Annotated in this window: 13 protein-coding genes and 1 pseudogene; 13 read left to right on the forward strand and 1 reads right to left on the reverse strand. The window is 68.5% G+C overall.

Annotation, left to right across the window (positions count from 1 at the left end; all coding sequences use genetic code 11):
• The first annotated feature begins 14 nt into the window (after positions 1-14).
• Positions 15-1,967, forward strand: coding sequence for an ABC transporter ATP-binding protein (locus OXK16_16715; GenBank protein MDE0377583.1), 1,953 nt, complete (start codon positions 15-17; stop codon positions 1,965-1,967).
• Here the strand turns inward: OXK16_16715 and OXK16_16720 are convergent.
• Entirely contained in the window at positions 1,873-2,286 is a 414-nt protein-coding gene (locus OXK16_16720) for a hypothetical protein (GenBank protein ID MDE0377584.1), read from the reverse strand. The two genes, OXK16_16715 and OXK16_16720, sit on opposite strands and share 95 nt — an antisense overlap.
• A 126-nt stretch (positions 2,287-2,412) precedes the next feature.
• Here OXK16_16720 and OXK16_16725 point away from each other — a divergent pair, with 126 nt between their 5' ends.
• From OXK16_16725 to OXK16_16780, 12 genes and pseudogenes are all read left to right on the forward strand, one after another.
• Positions 2,413-2,832, forward strand: a complete 420-nt coding sequence (locus tag OXK16_16725; GenBank protein ID MDE0377585.1) for an NADH-quinone oxidoreductase subunit A — start codon at positions 2,413-2,415, stop codon at positions 2,830-2,832.
• A pseudogene (locus tag OXK16_16730) lies at positions 2,832-3,296 on the forward strand (NADH-quinone oxidoreductase subunit B). The gene OXK16_16725 and the pseudogene OXK16_16730 overlap by 1 nt, the downstream one beginning before the upstream one ends.
• A 5-nt stretch (positions 3,297-3,301) precedes the next feature.
• A complete protein-coding gene (locus OXK16_16735; protein MDE0377586.1) occupies positions 3,302-3,811 on the forward strand; it encodes an NADH-quinone oxidoreductase subunit C in 510 nt (169 codons plus the stop codon).
• Positions 3,811-5,166: an NADH dehydrogenase (quinone) subunit D gene (gene nuoD, locus OXK16_16740; protein MDE0377587.1), complete on the forward strand. Its 1,356-nt coding sequence runs from the start codon at positions 3,811-3,813 to the stop codon at positions 5,164-5,166. Before OXK16_16735 ends, nuoD begins: the two co-directional genes overlap by 1 nt.
• 6 nt (positions 5,167-5,172) lie before the next feature.
• On the forward strand, positions 5,173-7,188 hold the full coding sequence (nuoF, locus tag OXK16_16745) for an NADH-quinone oxidoreductase subunit NuoF (protein MDE0377588.1): 2,016 nt from the start codon (positions 5,173-5,175) through the stop codon (positions 7,186-7,188).
• Positions 7,185-9,620, forward strand: a complete 2,436-nt coding sequence (gene nuoG / locus OXK16_16750; GenBank protein MDE0377589.1) for an NADH-quinone oxidoreductase subunit NuoG — start codon at positions 7,185-7,187, stop codon at positions 9,618-9,620. The genes nuoF and nuoG overlap by 4 nt, the downstream gene beginning before the upstream one ends.
• Positions 9,620-10,705 (forward strand): NADH-quinone oxidoreductase subunit NuoH, encoded by a 1,086-nt coding sequence (nuoH, locus tag OXK16_16755; protein MDE0377590.1) that lies wholly within the window; start codon positions 9,620-9,622, stop codon positions 10,703-10,705. The genes nuoG and nuoH overlap by 1 nt, the downstream gene beginning before the upstream one ends.
• 31 nt (positions 10,706-10,736) lie before the next feature.
• Positions 10,737-11,369, forward strand: coding sequence for an NADH-quinone oxidoreductase subunit NuoI (nuoI, locus tag OXK16_16760; GenBank protein MDE0377591.1), 633 nt, complete (start codon positions 10,737-10,739; stop codon positions 11,367-11,369).
• Complete coding sequence (locus tag OXK16_16765; GenBank protein MDE0377592.1) at positions 11,369-11,965, forward strand: NADH-quinone oxidoreductase subunit J; 597 nt, start codon at positions 11,369-11,371, stop codon at positions 11,963-11,965. The genes nuoI and OXK16_16765 overlap by 1 nt, the downstream gene beginning before the upstream one ends.
• Positions 11,962-12,267, forward strand: coding sequence for an NADH-quinone oxidoreductase subunit NuoK (nuoK, locus tag OXK16_16770; GenBank protein MDE0377593.1), 306 nt, complete (start codon positions 11,962-11,964; stop codon positions 12,265-12,267). The genes OXK16_16765 and nuoK overlap by 4 nt, the downstream gene beginning before the upstream one ends.
• A gap of 73 nt (positions 12,268-12,340) precedes the next feature.
• Positions 12,341-14,242, forward strand: coding sequence for an NADH-quinone oxidoreductase subunit L (gene nuoL, locus OXK16_16775; protein ID MDE0377594.1), 1,902 nt, complete (start codon positions 12,341-12,343; stop codon positions 14,240-14,242).
• A gap of 1 nt (position 14,243) precedes the next feature.
• Positions 14,244-14,616: hypothetical protein (locus OXK16_16780; GenBank protein MDE0377595.1), on the forward strand; the 373-nt coding region annotated here is incomplete at its 3' end.

Genomic DNA, 14,616 nt, shown 5'->3' on the forward strand with positions numbered 1-14,616 from the left:
GATGGTGGTCGTACGTGCGCCACGACCGGGACCAGCGCGGTCCCGAGATCGATCGGGCGCTACTACGACGTGTCTTCGCCTACGGTCAGCCCTACCGGATGTTGCTGGCCGGGGTCCTGGTCACCATCCTCGTGGTATCGGGCCTCACGGTGGTGCCGCCGCTCCTGATCCGGGACCTGGTCGACAACGCCATTCCGGCCGCCGATGTGCGGCGGCTGACCCTCCTGGGCGTGGCCATGGTGGTGGTGCCGCTCATCAGCGTGTCGGTGGGCGCGCTCCAGCGGTGGATGAGCGCGAAGGCGGGGGAGGGGATCATCTACGACCTGCGCCGGGCCCTGTACACCCACCTCCAGGGCATGTCGCTGCGGTTCTTCACCGAGACCAAGACCGGCGAGCTGGTGTCCCGCCTCAACAACGACGTGGTAGGCGCCCAGACCGCCATCACCGGCACGTTCGTCACCATCGTGTCGAACGTGGTCTCCGTGGTGGCCATCCTGGCGGTGATGCTCCAGGCGGAGTGGCGCCTCACCCTCCTGGCGGTGGCCGCACTGCCGCTGTTCGTCTACCCGGCCCGGCGGGTCGGGCAGATGCTCCGCGCCATCACCCGGCGCCAGATGCGGCACAACGGGGCGATGGCGGCCATCCTCAACGAGACCTTCAACGTGAGCGGCGCCCTGCTGGTCAAGCTGTTCGGGCGCCGCAACGAGGAGATGGCCCGCTTCTCCGCCGAGGCCGGGATGGTCCGCGACCTCGGCGTCCGGTCCGCGGTGGTGGGGAGGTGGTTCTTCGCCGCGCTCGGGCTGGTCGGCGCCATCGGTACCGCGGCCGTGTTCTGGGTAGGCGGGTACCTGGTCATCCAGGGCTCCATGAGCCTCGGGACGGTCATCATGTTCTCGAGCCTCCTGGTGCAGCTGTACGGGCCCCTGTCGGCCATGTCCAACGCCCGGGTGGAGTTCGCCACCTCCCTGGTGTCGTTCGAGCGGGTCTTCGAGGTGCTGGACCTCCGCCAGGAGATAGTGGAGCGTCGGGACGCCACCGACCTCCGGCCCGTGAGCGGGACGGTGGAGTTCGACGGGGTGTCCTTCCGGTACCTGGAGACGGAACCGGTCGGGTTGACGGCTATAGCAAGGCCCGGCCAGCCGGACGAGCCTCCCCCGTCCCAGCAGCCTCCCACCCGGCGCTGGGCGCTGGAGAATGCCGACTTCCGGATCGAGGCGGGCGAGGTGGCGGCCCTGGTCGGGCCGTCGGGGGCCGGAAAGACCACGGTCAGCTACCTCATCCCCCGGCTCTACGACGTGAGCAGGGGCTCGGTACGCATCGACGGGGTGGACGTTAGGGACGCCACCACCGAGTCGCTCGAGCGCTCCGTGGGCGTGGTCACCCAGGAGACCTTCCTGTTCCACGACTCGATCGCAGCCAACCTGAGGTATGCCAAGCCGGACGCCACGGAGGAAGAACTTGTAACGGCGGCCCGGGCCGCCAACATCCACGACTTCGTGGCCGGCTTGCCGGATGGCTACGAGACGGTCGTGGGGGAGCGTGGCTACCGGCTCTCCGGCGGGGAGAAGCAACGGATCGCCCTGGCAAGGGTGATACTCGAGGACCCGCGCATCCTGATCCTCGACGAAGCCACCGCTCATCTCGACTCGGAGTCCGAGGCCCTGATCCAGGAGGCTCTGGAGCGGGTGATGGTGGGCCGCACCTCGCTCGTCATCGCCCACCGCCTGTCGACGATCCGCGCCGCCGACCGGATCCTGGTGCTCGACGGTGGCCGGTTGGTCGAGCAGGGCACCCACGAGGTCCTGCTGGAGGAGGACGGCCTCTACGCCCGGATGTACCGCACCCAGTTCCGCGGCAAGGGACCGGGGCGGGTCAGGCCCCCAGCATTCGAGACACCAGCGGGAAACGGTGGGCGAGAAGCAGGACCGAGCCGTCCTGGCACACCCACAGGTGCTCGTTCGCCCTGAACCAGCGGTGCGGCGGTATGGCGTCCATAGTGGATCGGTCGGAGGAGTCGGGGGGCCGGAAGGCCATGACCTCGCCGGCCGGGGCGCCGATCGCCTCCACCCGGCCGACCAGGCGGTAGTCGGCGAAGAGCGCCGCCATGCCCCCGAAGGAGTCCCGGTTGCGGAAGGTCACCGTCCCGCATTTCCGGCAGGTGGCGACCGCCACGCCGTGGCGGATCACCGGGGTGGTGTCATGGGTACCGCACATCACCACCATCGTGCCACGAGCCTGTGACAGAACCCGGTATTTGAGCCGGTTCTCCATGTTCCCGGATGACACGGACGGGCATCAGACGCCGCCAGGTCACCGCTGCGGTGCGTCGGCCGTTCGCTCGGCTGCGGTATGGCGGCTCCGTTTTGGCGATCATCGCGGCTGTTCGTAGGATTGGCTTCTCGCGGAGGTGGCGTGGATCTTTCCGATTATCTCCCAATAGCACTCATGCTGGTGCTGGCGCTGCTGTTCGCCGGCGTGTCACTGATCGTCTCCTACCTCATCTCGTACAAGCGCCCGACTGCTGAGAAGCTCGAGCCCTACGAGTGCGGCATCATCACCGAGGCCGAGCCGATCCAGCGCTTCCCGGTCAAGTTCTACCTCGTAGCCATCCTCTTCGTCATCTTCGATGTCGAGATAATCTTCCTGTTCGCCTGGGCGTCGGTGTTCGGGACGCTGGGCTGGGGCGGGGTGGCCGCGATCGCCATCTTCACCCTGCTGATAGTCGAGACCCTCGGCTACGTGTGGAAGCGCGGCGCGCTGGACTGGAACGTCTCGCGGCGCGCCCGGTACCGGCCGTCCGCGGATGCCCCGGTGGGCGAGCCGGCGGCCTGATGGCTCAACTGACCTCTCCTCCGCAGATCCTGACCACCACGCTGGGGAAGGCCATGCGGTGGTCTCAGCAGCAGTCGATGTGGCCCGCCACGTTCGGCCTGGCCTGCTGCGCCATCGAGATGATGGCCACCGGCACCGCCCACAACGACCTGGCCCGATTCGGCATGGAGGTGTTCCGGGCGTCTCCCCGCCAGGCCGACCTGATGGTGGTGGCCGGCCGCGTGTCGCAGAAGATGGCCCCGGTCCTGCGCCAGGTGTACGACCAGATGGCGGATCCCAAATGGGTGATCTCGATGGGTGCCTGCGCCTCGACCGGAGGCATGTTCAACAACTATGCCCTGGTCCAGGGCGTCGATCAGATCGTCCCCGTCGACGTGTACGTACCGGGATGCCCGCCGGGCCCCCAGTCGCTGATGCACGGGATACTCACCCTGCAGGACAAGGTGGTGTCGGGGGAGTTGGCTCGTTGATGTCCGGCGACAGCTCGCCCGGTCCTCCGGCCGCCGCCGACGAGGTGTTGGCGAGCCTCAGCGAAGCGGTTCCCTCCGCCGAGGCCGGCCACTCCGTGGGCGATCATGTCATCCGCGTGCCGGCCGAGGATCTGGCCAGGCTCGCCGGGGCGGCCCGCGACCACGGATTCGAGATGTGTTCGGACATCACCGTGGTCGATTATCTGGGAAAGCGGAGGGTCCGGTTCGAGGTGGTGGTCAACCTGCTGTCCGTGCGGCACAACCGCCGCCTCCGCATACTCGTGCCGGTCCCGGAAGGTGATCCCGAAGTGCCGTCCCTGGTTCCGGTCTATCCCGGCGCTAACTTCCTCGAGCGTGAGGCGTACGACATGTTCGGCATCCGCTTCGCCGGCCATCCCGATCTCACCCGCATCCTGATGCCCGACGACTGGATGGGCCATCCTCTCCGCCGCGACTTCGAGGTGGGCGCCGTCCCCGTCCAGTTCAAAGCCTCGCCCCGGGTGACATGATGGCTGAGCCGACCGCCACCACCGACATCTGGGTGTCCGGCACCGAAGCCCCCGAGGTCTCGGAGTGGATGGTGGCCGGGACCGACGAGGGCGCTCAGGAGATGGAGCGCGACGAGACGGTCGAGAGGAGCGTCGAGCAGCGGGGCTCCCGCGTCGTCGACGACTGGGTGGTCGACGACACCGTTGACGACGACGAGCGGATGATCGTCAACATGGGACCCCAGCACCCTTCCACCCACGGGGTGCTGAGGCTCAATATCGAACTGGAAGGTGAGATCGTCCGCAGGGTCAAGCCGATCATCGGCTACCTCCACACCGGTATGGAGAAGACCGCCGAGACCCTGACCTTCCTCCAGGGCGGCACCAACGTCACCCGCATGGACTATCTGGCGCCTCTCCACAACGAGCTCTGCTACTCGCTGGCGACAGAGAAGCTGCTGGGCGTGGAGATCCCGCCGCGCGCCCAGGCCATCCGGATCCTGATGACCGAGCTGAACCGGGTGTCCTCACACCTGGTCGCCACCGCCACCAACGGTATGGACATCGGCGCGCTCTCGATGATGATGTACGGCTTCCGGGAACGGGAGTTGATCCTGGCCTTCTTCGAGAAGACCACCGGCCTGCGGATGAACCACAACTACATCCGTCCGGGCGGCGTGGCGGCCGACCTGCCGGACGGGTGGGAGGAGGACGTGGCCGAGATCCTGGAGAGGATCCCGCTGGCCATGCGGGACTACGAGGACCTCCTGAAGGAGAACCCCATCTGGTTGGGCCGTACCCGCGGAGTCGGGATAATCACGGTGGACGAGTGCCTGGCCTACGGCGTCACCGGCCCGACCCTACGGGCGGCGGGAGTGCCGTGGGATCTGCGCAAGTCCCAGCCCTATTCGGGCATCGAAGCCTACGAGTTCGACGTGGTGACCGGGAGCCGCGGGGATGTCTACGACCGCTACCGGGTCCGGATCGGTGAGATGCACCAGTCGTTGCGCATCATCGAACAGGTGGTGGACACCATGCCCCGCGGTGACTACAAGACCGCCGACCGCAAGGTGTCACCCCCTCCGAGGCAGCGCATCGACGAGTCGATGGAGGCCCTCATCCATCACTTCAAGATATACACCGAAGGGTTCAAGGTCCCCGCCGGGGAGACCTATGTGGCGATCGAGGCGCCGAGGGGGGAACTGGGCTGCTACCTGGTGTCCGACGGAAGCGGCGCGCCGTTGCGCATGCACACGCGGGCGCCCTCCTTCTCCAACCTCCAGGCTCTTCCGATCATGATGGCGGACTCGTTGGTGGCCGACACCGTGGCCTGCATAGCGTCGCTCGACCCGGTGATGGGCGATGTGGACCGGTAGGCGGAGATGACTTACGCCTGGTCGGAAGCCGCCGAGGAACGGGCCCGGCAGGTCATCGCACGCTACCCCCGGCGCCGCTCCGCGATCATGCCTCTTCTCTACATCGCCATGAAGGAGGATCTGGACCGGGGCGCGGACCGGCTCACCGAGGACGGCATGCGCCGGGTGGCGGAGTTGGTGGGCGTGACCCCCGCCCAGGTGGTGGCGGTGGCCAGCTTCTACACGATGTACAAGCGGGACCGGGTCGGCAAGTACCTGGTATCGGTCTGCACGTCTATCTCGTGCTGGCTCGACGGCGCCGACGCGGTGCTCCATGCGGTCGAGTCCGAGGCCGGGGTCCCGTCCGGCCATACCGACCGCGACGGAGCCATCACCCCCGAGCACGTCGAGTGCATCGGCGCCTGCGGAGGGGCTCCCGCGGTCCAGGTCAACTACGAGTTCGTGGAGGGGGTCACGCCTGCCAAGGCGAGGGAGATGGTGCGCTGGCTCCGGTCCGAGGAGCCCGAGGCGGTGACCGGCGACGAGCTCCAGGACAGGTTCGGCGGGCGGACTGCGTTCCCCTGGGCCATACCCGAACCGGCGGGTGTCGCCGGACCGGTTCCGGCCTGCGCGTCCCTGGGAACGGCGGTTCCGTCCAACGGTCACGTTCCCGACCTGGACACGTCGAGCACGGTGGGGAACGGCGACCTCCCGATGATCCTCACCGACCGGATGAACCGCCACCCGCTCAACAGCCACGCGCTGTCCACCTACGAGGCCACCGGGGGTTACTCCGCGCTCCGCAGGGTGCTCGGCGACCCTGGCATGACCCCTGCCGAGATCACCGACGACATCAAGGCCTCCATGTTGCGGGGCCGGGGCGGGGCCGGGTTCCCGGCAGGTGTCAAGTGGAGTTTCCTGGCGCCGGCCCGCCCGTCCTACCTGGTGGTCAACGCCGACGAGTCGGAGCCCGGCACCTTCAAGGACCGCCAGCTCATGGAGCGTGATCCGCACCAGATGATCGAGGGCATCGTGATCTCCTCCTACGCGACCGACGTGAACCACGCCTTCGTGTACGTCCGGGGCGAGTACCCGAAGGCGGCCCGGCGGGTGGAGGCCGCGGTCGAGGAGGCTTACCGGGCCGGGTATCTCGGCCGGGACATTCTCGGATCGGGTTACGACCTCGAACTGACCGTCCACCTGGGCGCCGGCGCCTACATCTGCGGGGAGGAGACCGCCCTGCTCAACAGCCTGGAGGGCAAGCGGGGCGAGCCCCGGATCAAGCCGCCCTACTTCCCTGCCGCCAAGGGCCTCTACATGATGCCCACCATCGTGAACAACGTGGAGACCCTGTCCAACGTTCCCTGGATCATCATGGAGGGCGCCGCCGCCTATGCCGCCATCGGCCCCGGAGGCTCGCCCGGCAAGCGGATGTGCTCCATCTCCGGCCACGTCAACCGTCCGGGCAACTACGAGATCGTGGAGGGTCTGACCTGGCGGGAGCTGATCTTCGACCTGGCGGGTGGCATCCGCGACGGCAACCGGCTCAAGGCCTGGGTGCCGGGCGGGGCCTCCGCTCCCTGGTTCGTCCCCGAGCTCCACCTCGACACCGAGGTCACCAAGGAGGCGATCGACGGGCACGGATCGATGACCGGCTCCGGAGCGGTCATCGTGATGGACCACACCACCGACATGGTGGCGGCCGCCGAACGCCTGGTGCGGTTCTTCGCCCACGAGTCCTGCGGGCAGTGCACCCCGTGCCGCGAGGGAACCGTCTGGATCGACCTGATCCTGCGGCGCATCATGGACCGCCAGGGCCGCCCGGTGGACGCCGACCTGCTGCTGGACGTGTCCGACAACATCTCGCCCGGACTCCAATGGCCCCCCGCCATGACCACCATCTGCCCGCTCGGGCCCTCGGCGGTCTCTCCAGTCGTGTCCCTCCTCCAGTATTTCCGCGACGAGGTGGACAGCTACCTGGAGCAGGCCGACCTGCTGGCGCAGGCCAACCTGGTGCCCGTGTCGATCGGCGGCGTGAGATGAGCGGGGACGACCGGACGATGGTCGGCCTGACTATCGACGGCGTTGAGGTGGAGGCGCCCGCCGGAGAGCTGCTGATCAAGGCTGCCGAGGACAACGGCGTCTACATCCCGCGCTTCTGCTGGCACCCGCGGATGAACCCGGTGGGGATGTGCCGGATGTGCCTGGTCGAGATCGAGACCCCCCGGGGCAGGATCATCGTTCCCTCGTGCGTGCAGCCGGTCAACGACGGGATGGTGGCTTACACCGAGTCGGCCCCTGCCAAGAAAGCGCAGGAAGGAGTGCTCGAGTTCCTCCTGGCCAACCATCCGCTCGACTGCCCGGTGTGCGACAAGGGCGGTGAGTGCCCCCTCCAGGACCAGACCATGTCATACGGACCCGGAGAGAGCCGTTTCGTCGAGGAGAAGCGCCACTTCGCCAAGCCGGTGCCGATCAGCGACCTGGTCCTGCTCGACCGGGAACGCTGCATCCTCTGCGCCCGCTGCACCAGGTTCTCGGATGAGATCTCCGGGGATCCGCTGATCGAGTTCCAGGGCCGCAGCGGCCATACCCAGGTACTCACCTTCCCGGACGAGCCGTTCAATTCCTATTTCTCGGGCAACACCGTGGAGATCTGCCCGGTGGGGGCTCTGACCGCCGTTCCCTACCGCTTCCGGGCCCGGCCGTGGGACCTCACCGTCGGTGAGAGCACCGGGACCGTGCACACCGAGGGCGCCGGAATCTCGGTACACGTGTCCCAGAACCGCGTGCTCCGCTTCCTGGGGCTCGACATCGACGCCACCAACCAGGGTTGGCTGTCCGACAAGGAGCGGTTCGGCTTCGAGTTCATCGGCTCTCCGGAGCGGCTCCGCACCCCGCTGATCAGGGACGGCGACGGCTTTCGCGAGGCCGGGTGGGGCGAAGCCCTCGACCTGGTGTCGGAGCGGCTCCGGGCGGCGATCGCGAACGGCGGCGGTGCGTCGGTGGCGGCCCTGGGTGGGGCTCGGGGCACCAACGAGGACGCCTACGCCCTGTCCAAGTTCATGCGGGTGACGGTGGGGTCCAACCACCTCGACGCCGGGCTCGGCGACGGCCTCCCCGCCAGGTTCCTCACCGGACTGGCGGGTCGGGGCCGGATCGACGACCTCGAGACCGCCCGGACCATCCTGCTGTGGGGTCCCGACCTCAAGGAGACCCACCCCATCCTCTACCTGCGGGTCCGGCGCGCTGCCCAGGAGTTGGGCGCCACGCTGATCGTGGTCCATCCCCGCCGGACCGGGCTGGACGACCGGGCCGACCACAAGCTGACCTACCGGCCCGGGGAGGGTGCGCAGATCCTGGAGCGGCTGAAGGCCGGCAGCGGGGAGTTCCAGCCCGTGCGGGAGGCGCTGGACCGGGGTCCCCTGGTAGCGCTGGTGGGGCGTCCCGGGCTGGCCGAGGATCCCCGCCTGGCCGAGTCGGTGGCAGCGTTCGCCCGGTCCCTCGACGCGTCCATGCTCCCGCTGGTTCATCGCGGCAACACGTTCGGAGCGCTCGACATGGGGGTGGCCCCGGACCTGCTCCCGGGCCGCCTGCCGGTCGAGGGAGCGGCAGGACCCCTGGTCGATGCCTGGGGCGCCATTCCGCCGGGTCCCGGTCTCGATGCCGTCGGGATCGCGGCCGCCTGCGGCGCAGGGGAGATCGAGGTGCTCCTCCTGTACGGCGCCGATCCGGTCCGCGACCTGGTGGGCTTCGACGGAGCCGCCGCCCTGTCAGGAGCAGGCTTCGTGGTGGCGATGGACCTCTTCCTCACCGACTCCTCCCGCCGGGCCGATGTGGTGTTCCCCGCTCTGGGCTTCGGGGAGAAGAAGGGCACGGTGACCAACCTGGAGGGCCGCGTCCAGATGGTCAACCGGTTGGTGCCGGGGCCCGGACAGGCGCGAGCCGACTGGTCGGTCCTGGACGATCTGGCTGATCGCCTCGGCCGCCCGCTCGACCTGGGCTCCGAGCGGGACATCGCCGACGAGGTCTCCCGGCTGGCGCCTGCCTACGCCGGCATTACCTGGGACCACCTCGAGTGGGATGCGCGGGAAGGCGAGGTGGCCCCGATGGACCCCGCCGACCAGCCGTTCGTCCACGAGCCCCGTCACCAGGAGCTCAACGGCCGGCTCGACGGGCACACTCTCCATCTGGCCCGCACCCTCTATGACGACGGCGTGCTGTTGCGGCACTGCCCCTCCCTGGCGCCCCTGGCGCCCGGGGCGGGCGCCTACCTGACCCCTGCCCACGCCGCCTCGCTGGCGGTAGCGGAGGGCGATGAGGTGGTGGTCCGGATCGGCGGCCAGACGGTGCGGTTGCCGGCGCGGATCGATCAGAGCCTGGCGGAGGGCTCGGTCTACATTCCCTTCAACCAGCCCGGCATGGGAGCTGTGGACAACTCGCTCGGCGTCAGCGTCTCGGTGAGGGAGCCGTCCTGATGGACTGGATCGATCTGGGTCTGGTAGCGCTGCGCGTGGTGGTCATCTTCGGGCTGCTCCAGGTCGTGACCATCCTCCTCATCTGGTTCGAGCGCAAGGTGGTGGCCGACATGCAGAACCGGGTCGGCCCTGACCGGGCCGGTCCGTTCGGGATCCTCCAGACCGTGGCGGACGGTGTGAAGCTGTTCTTCAAGGAGCAGGTGACGCCCCGCAAGGTCGAGCTCGGCCTCTACCTGGCCGCGCCGATGCTGGCTGCCGTTCCCGCCTTCCTGATGTTCATGGTGGTGCCGTTCGGCCGTCCCGTCCGCATCAACCTGGGCGGTGAGGACCGGCTCATCCCCATCCAGGGCGCCGACCTCAACATCGGGCTGCTCTACGTGCTGGCCATGTCGTCTGTGGCCGTCTACGCGGTGGTGCTGGCCGGCTGGTCCTCGGGCTCCAAGTACCCGTTGCTGGGCGGGGTGCGGGCCACCGCCCAGGCCATCTCCTACGAGGCGGCCATGGGCCTGGCGCTGGTGCCGGTGGTGCTCTTCACCGGCTCGCTGCGGCTCTCCGAGATCGTGGCCGCCCAGTCGGGGAGCCTGACTTTCTTCGACAGGGCGATCGCCCTCCCGGCCTGGAACGTGATCGTTCTCGCTCCCTCGTTCCTGATCTTCTTCATCGCCGCGGTCGCCGAGACCAACCGGGCTCCCTTCGATCTGGTCGAGGCGGAGCAGGAGATCGTGGGCGGGTTCCACACCGAGTACTCCGGGTTGCGCTTCGCGCTGTTCTTCCTGGCCGAGTACATCAACATCTTCACCATGTCGGGCCTGGCCGTGACCCTGTTCCTGGGAGGCTGGGCCGGACCCACCTGGGACGGCTCGGTGCCGCTGCTGGTGAGCGCCATCCTCCCGACCGTCTGGTTCTTCGTGAAGGTGGTGGTGTTCCTGTTCATTTTCGTATGGCTGCGGGCCACGCTCCCGCGCCTCCGTTACGACCAGCTGATGACCCTCGGCTGGAAACGGCTCATACCGGCCTCGCTGGTGTGGCTGTTCTTCATCGGGGGAGCGATGGCTGTTCGCCAGTTCGGGCTTCCATGGGGGTGATATGGGACCGGTAGAGGCTTTCCTGCGAGGAATGGCGGTGACCGGCCGCCAGTTCATCGCCACCGTCACCGGCAGGGGTCTGGTGACGACCCAGTACCCGAAGGAGATGCGGGAGAAACCGCAGCGCTTCCACGGCCGGCACGTCCTCAACCGCTACGAGGACGGCATGGAGAAGTGCATCGGTTGCGAGTTGTGCGCCGGGGCCTGTCCGGCCCGATGCATCTACGTCCGGGGAGCCGACAACCCGCCGGACGACCCTGTGAGTCCCGGCGAGCGCTACGGGTTCGTGTACGAGATCAACATGCTGCGTTGCATCTTCTGCGGCCTGTGCGTCGAGGCCTGCCCCACCGAGGCCATCACCCACACCCAGCTGTTCGAGATGTCGACCACCAACCGTGACGACGCCATATACACCAAGACCGAGATGCTGGTGGACGAAGACGGCCAACCCAACCACATGTTCGACACGGACCGGTTCGCCGACTTCGGCGAGTTGGCCAAGGCGGACGGATGGCTGCGGGCCACGGCGCCCCAGGGCCGGGCCTCGTACGAGGGCCGGGTGGCCTGGTCCGGATCGGCGGGGGTGGGTGTCCGCCCGCCGGAGCGCGGCCAGTCCGAGCTTGCCGAGGAGACCGAAGAGGCTCCGGAAGGTGCTGACGGCTGATGGTGGAGCTGGTCATCTTCGCGCTCATGGGGGCGGTGGCGTTGGCAGGCGCCATCGGTGTGGTCCGGGCTCGCAACCCCGTGTACGGGGCGATGGGCCTGATGGCCACGCTCTTCGCCCTGGCGGTCTTCTACGTGGTCCACCTGGCGCACTTCGTGGCGGTGGTGCAGGTGATCGTGTACGCCGGAGCGGTCATCACCCTGTTCCTCTTCGTGATCATGTTCGTGGGCGTGGACCGGGCCGAGGACCTCACCGAGAAGCTGGCGGTGCAACGACCGGTGGCGCTGATCGTCCTGGTGGGGGTGGTGGTGGCGGCCGGCGCGCTGGTGGTCACCGGCCGCTTCGACTGGGTGATCACGTCCGGTGAGCCCCAGGTGGTGACGGGGACCATCGAGGAGATCGGCGAGAACCTCATCTCGGTCGGTCCGCCGTCCGGCCGCGAGGCTTCGAGGTGGCTGTTGCCGTTCGAGGCCACGTCGCTGCTGCTGATCGTCGCGGCCGTGGGGGCGATAGCGCTGGCCTTCTACCGCCCGCGACGCAAGGACGAGGCATCCGGCAGCCGGGACGCCGGCCCCGGGTCAGGATCGGGTCCATGATCGTCACCGCCGGCTGGTACATGACGCTCGCCGCCGTCCTGTTCCTCATCGGGGCGGGCGGGCTGCTGCTCCGCAACAACGCCCTCGTCATGTTCATGTCCGTGGAGTTGATGCTCAACGCGGTCAACCTGACCTTCGTGGCGGCGGCCCGCGCCCACGGTGACATCGGGGGGCAGATGGCCGTGCTGTTCGTGCTGGTGGTGGCGGCGGCCGAGGTGGCGGTCGGCCTGGCCATCATCGTGTCGATCTTCCGATCCCGCCGAACCGCCTCGGTGGACGAGCTCTCGGAGCTGTCGGGATGACCCGCGCCCGCGGGGAGGGTGGTCCGGCCCGCTGCTCCGGGCCTCCGGCGCGGCGGTCGGTGCGAGCGGCGCCGTGACCGGCTACCTCTGGATCGTCATCGCCCTGCCGCTGGCCGGCGCCCTGTTCAACCACTTCTTGGGACGCCGGATCGGGGAGCCCCGCGCGGCCGGCCCGGCCATCCTGGCGGTGCTCGGATCCTTCGCCTACGCGGCCGTGGCGGCCCGCGACTTCTTCATCTCGGCCGACGCCTCCGAAGATGCGGTGGCGGTGGTGCACCTGTTCGACTGGATACCGGGCCTGGGCGCCAGGGCCGAGCTGCTGTGGGACCCCCTCTCGGCCACCATGACCCTGGTCGTCACCGGCGTGGGCGCCCTCATCCACATCTACTCGGTGGGGTACATGCACGGCGATCCCCGGTTCGGCCGCTTCTTCACCTACCTGAACCTGTTCATCGCCTCGATGCTGATCCTGGTGCTTGCCAACAACTTCGCCCTCCTGTTCGTGGGCTGGGAGCTGGTGGGCCTCTGCTCCTACCTCTTGATCTCCTTCTGGTACACCCGCCCCTCGGCCGCCGCGGCCGGCAAGAAGGCGTTCGTGGTGAACCGGATCGGGGACTTCGGTTTCATGGTGGCTCTGATGATCATCTTCCTCTCGTTCGGCACCCTCTCCTACACGGAGGTGCTCCACGAACCCGGAATGGTGATCGGCGCCGGCACCGCCACCGCCATCGGCCTGCTGCTGCTGGTGGGGGCGGCCGGTAAGTCGGCCCAGCTACCCCTGCACGTCTGGCTGCCCGACGCCATGGAGGGCCCAACTCCGGTGTCGGCCCTGATCCATGCCGCCACCATGGTCACGGCGGGCGTCTACATGGTGGCGCGCTGCGCGGCCATCTTCGGACTGTCGGACGTGGCCGGTGGGGTGGTGGCCACGGTGGGGGCGCTCACGGCGCTGATGGCCGCCACCATCGCCATTGCCCAGCGCGACATCAAGCGGGTGTTGGCCTACTCGACCATCAGCCAGTTGGGCTACATGTTCATGGCGGTCGGCGTGGCAGGTTACGTGGCGGGCCTGTTCCACCTCGTAACCCACGCGGTCTTCAAGGCACTGCTGTTCCTCGGGGCCGGATCGGTCATCCATGCCATGGCAGGCCGGCAGGACATGAACAGGATGGGTGGCCTGCGCAGGAAGCTACCGCTCACCCACGCCACCATGCTGATCGCCACCCTGTCGATAGCCGGTATCCCGCCGCTGGCGGGGTTCTGGTCGAAGGACGAGATCCTGGCGGTGATGTTCTATAAGGGCGGGTACTTCACCGTGCTATGGGCGGTGGGCCTGGTGACCGCCCTGCTGACCGCCTTCTACATGGCCCGCCAGTATTTCATGGTCTTCTCGGGCGAGGGCCGCTGGGAGGAGGGGGTGGAGCCGCACGAGTCGCCCCGCGTCATGACCATCCCGCTGGTGATCCTGGGCGCCCTGACGCTGGTGATCGGTTTCGTCAACACCCCGTTCCGGCTGAGTTTCGAGCACTTCCTGGATCCGGTGTTCCACTCCGTACCGGTGGCCCACGCCCCCGGGGACGGATTCCTGCTGGCCGCGCTGGCGCTGGTCTCGGTGGCCGCCGGCCTGGTGGGCATCCTCATCGCCTACCTGGTCTACGGGCGGGCCACAGACGAGGTCCGGGAGCGCCTGCTGGGCAGGGTCCGCCGGCCCCTCATGGCATGGGAGCACGGCTACTGGATCGATGACGTGTACGGGAACCTGATCGTCAAGCCGGGATCGCGGATCGCCGAGTGGAGCGCCGGCGCCCTGGACCAGCGCGCCATCGACGGGCTGGTCAACGGGGTGGGGATCGCGGTTCGCCGGCTCGGTGCCCGGCTCCGGCCCCTCCAGTCGGGGTTCGTGCGCACCTACGGCTCGCTGCTGGCGGCGGGCGCGCTGGTGGTGGTCGGCTGGATCGTGGTGAGGGGCCTCTGACATGAGCGGCTTCTCCACCCTCACAGCCCTCATCCTCGTGCCCGTTGTCGGCGCCGTCGTCGTGATGCTCATCCCGGAACGCCGCCGGGAGTTGGTGCGGCCCCTGGGGGTGGTGCTCAGCCTGCTCCCGGTCCCGCTCGCCGGCGGGCTGTTCCTGGCCTTCGAACGGGGTGAGGCGGGCTTCCAGTTCGTCGAGCGGGCCGTATGGATCGAAGGCCTCGGGGTCGGCTGGCACCTGGGGGTGGACGGTATCTCGCTGCTGCTGGTCCTGCTGACCACCGTCCTGGTCCCGGTCGCCCTGGCCGCGTCCGGCGGGATCGATCACCGGGTCCGGCTGTTCGTCGCCATGAACCTGCTGCTGGAGGCCGGCCTCA

Source organism: bacterium (assembly GCA_028821235.1).
Taxonomy (GTDB): Bacteria; Actinomycetota; Acidimicrobiia; order Spongiisociales; family Spongiisociaceae; genus Spongiisocius.

Bases quoted from the DNA above. Each gene is read 5' to 3' on its own strand.
- nuoH (MDE0377590.1), top strand. From the start codon at position 9,620: ATGGACTGGATCGATCTGGGTCTGGTAGCGCTGCGCGTGGTGGTCATC.
- nuoG (MDE0377589.1), top strand. From the start codon at position 7,185: ATGAGCGGGGACGACCGGACGATGGTCGGCCTGACTATCGACGGCGTT.
- OXK16_16735 (MDE0377586.1), top strand. From the start codon at position 3,302: ATGTCCGGCGACAGCTCGCCCGGTCCTCCGGCCGCCGCCGACGAGGTG.
- nuoD (MDE0377587.1), top strand. From the start codon at position 3,811: ATGGCTGAGCCGACCGCCACCACCGACATCTGGGTGTCCGGCACCGAA.
- nuoF (MDE0377588.1), top strand. From the start codon at position 5,173: ATGACTTACGCCTGGTCGGAAGCCGCCGAGGAACGGGCCCGGCAGGTC.
- OXK16_16765 (MDE0377592.1), top strand. From the start codon at position 11,369: ATGGTGGAGCTGGTCATCTTCGCGCTCATGGGGGCGGTGGCGTTGGCA.
- nuoK (MDE0377593.1), top strand. From the start codon at position 11,962: ATGATCGTCACCGCCGGCTGGTACATGACGCTCGCCGCCGTCCTGTTC.
- nuoI (MDE0377591.1), top strand. From the start codon at position 10,737: ATGGCGGTGACCGGCCGCCAGTTCATCGCCACCGTCACCGGCAGGGGT.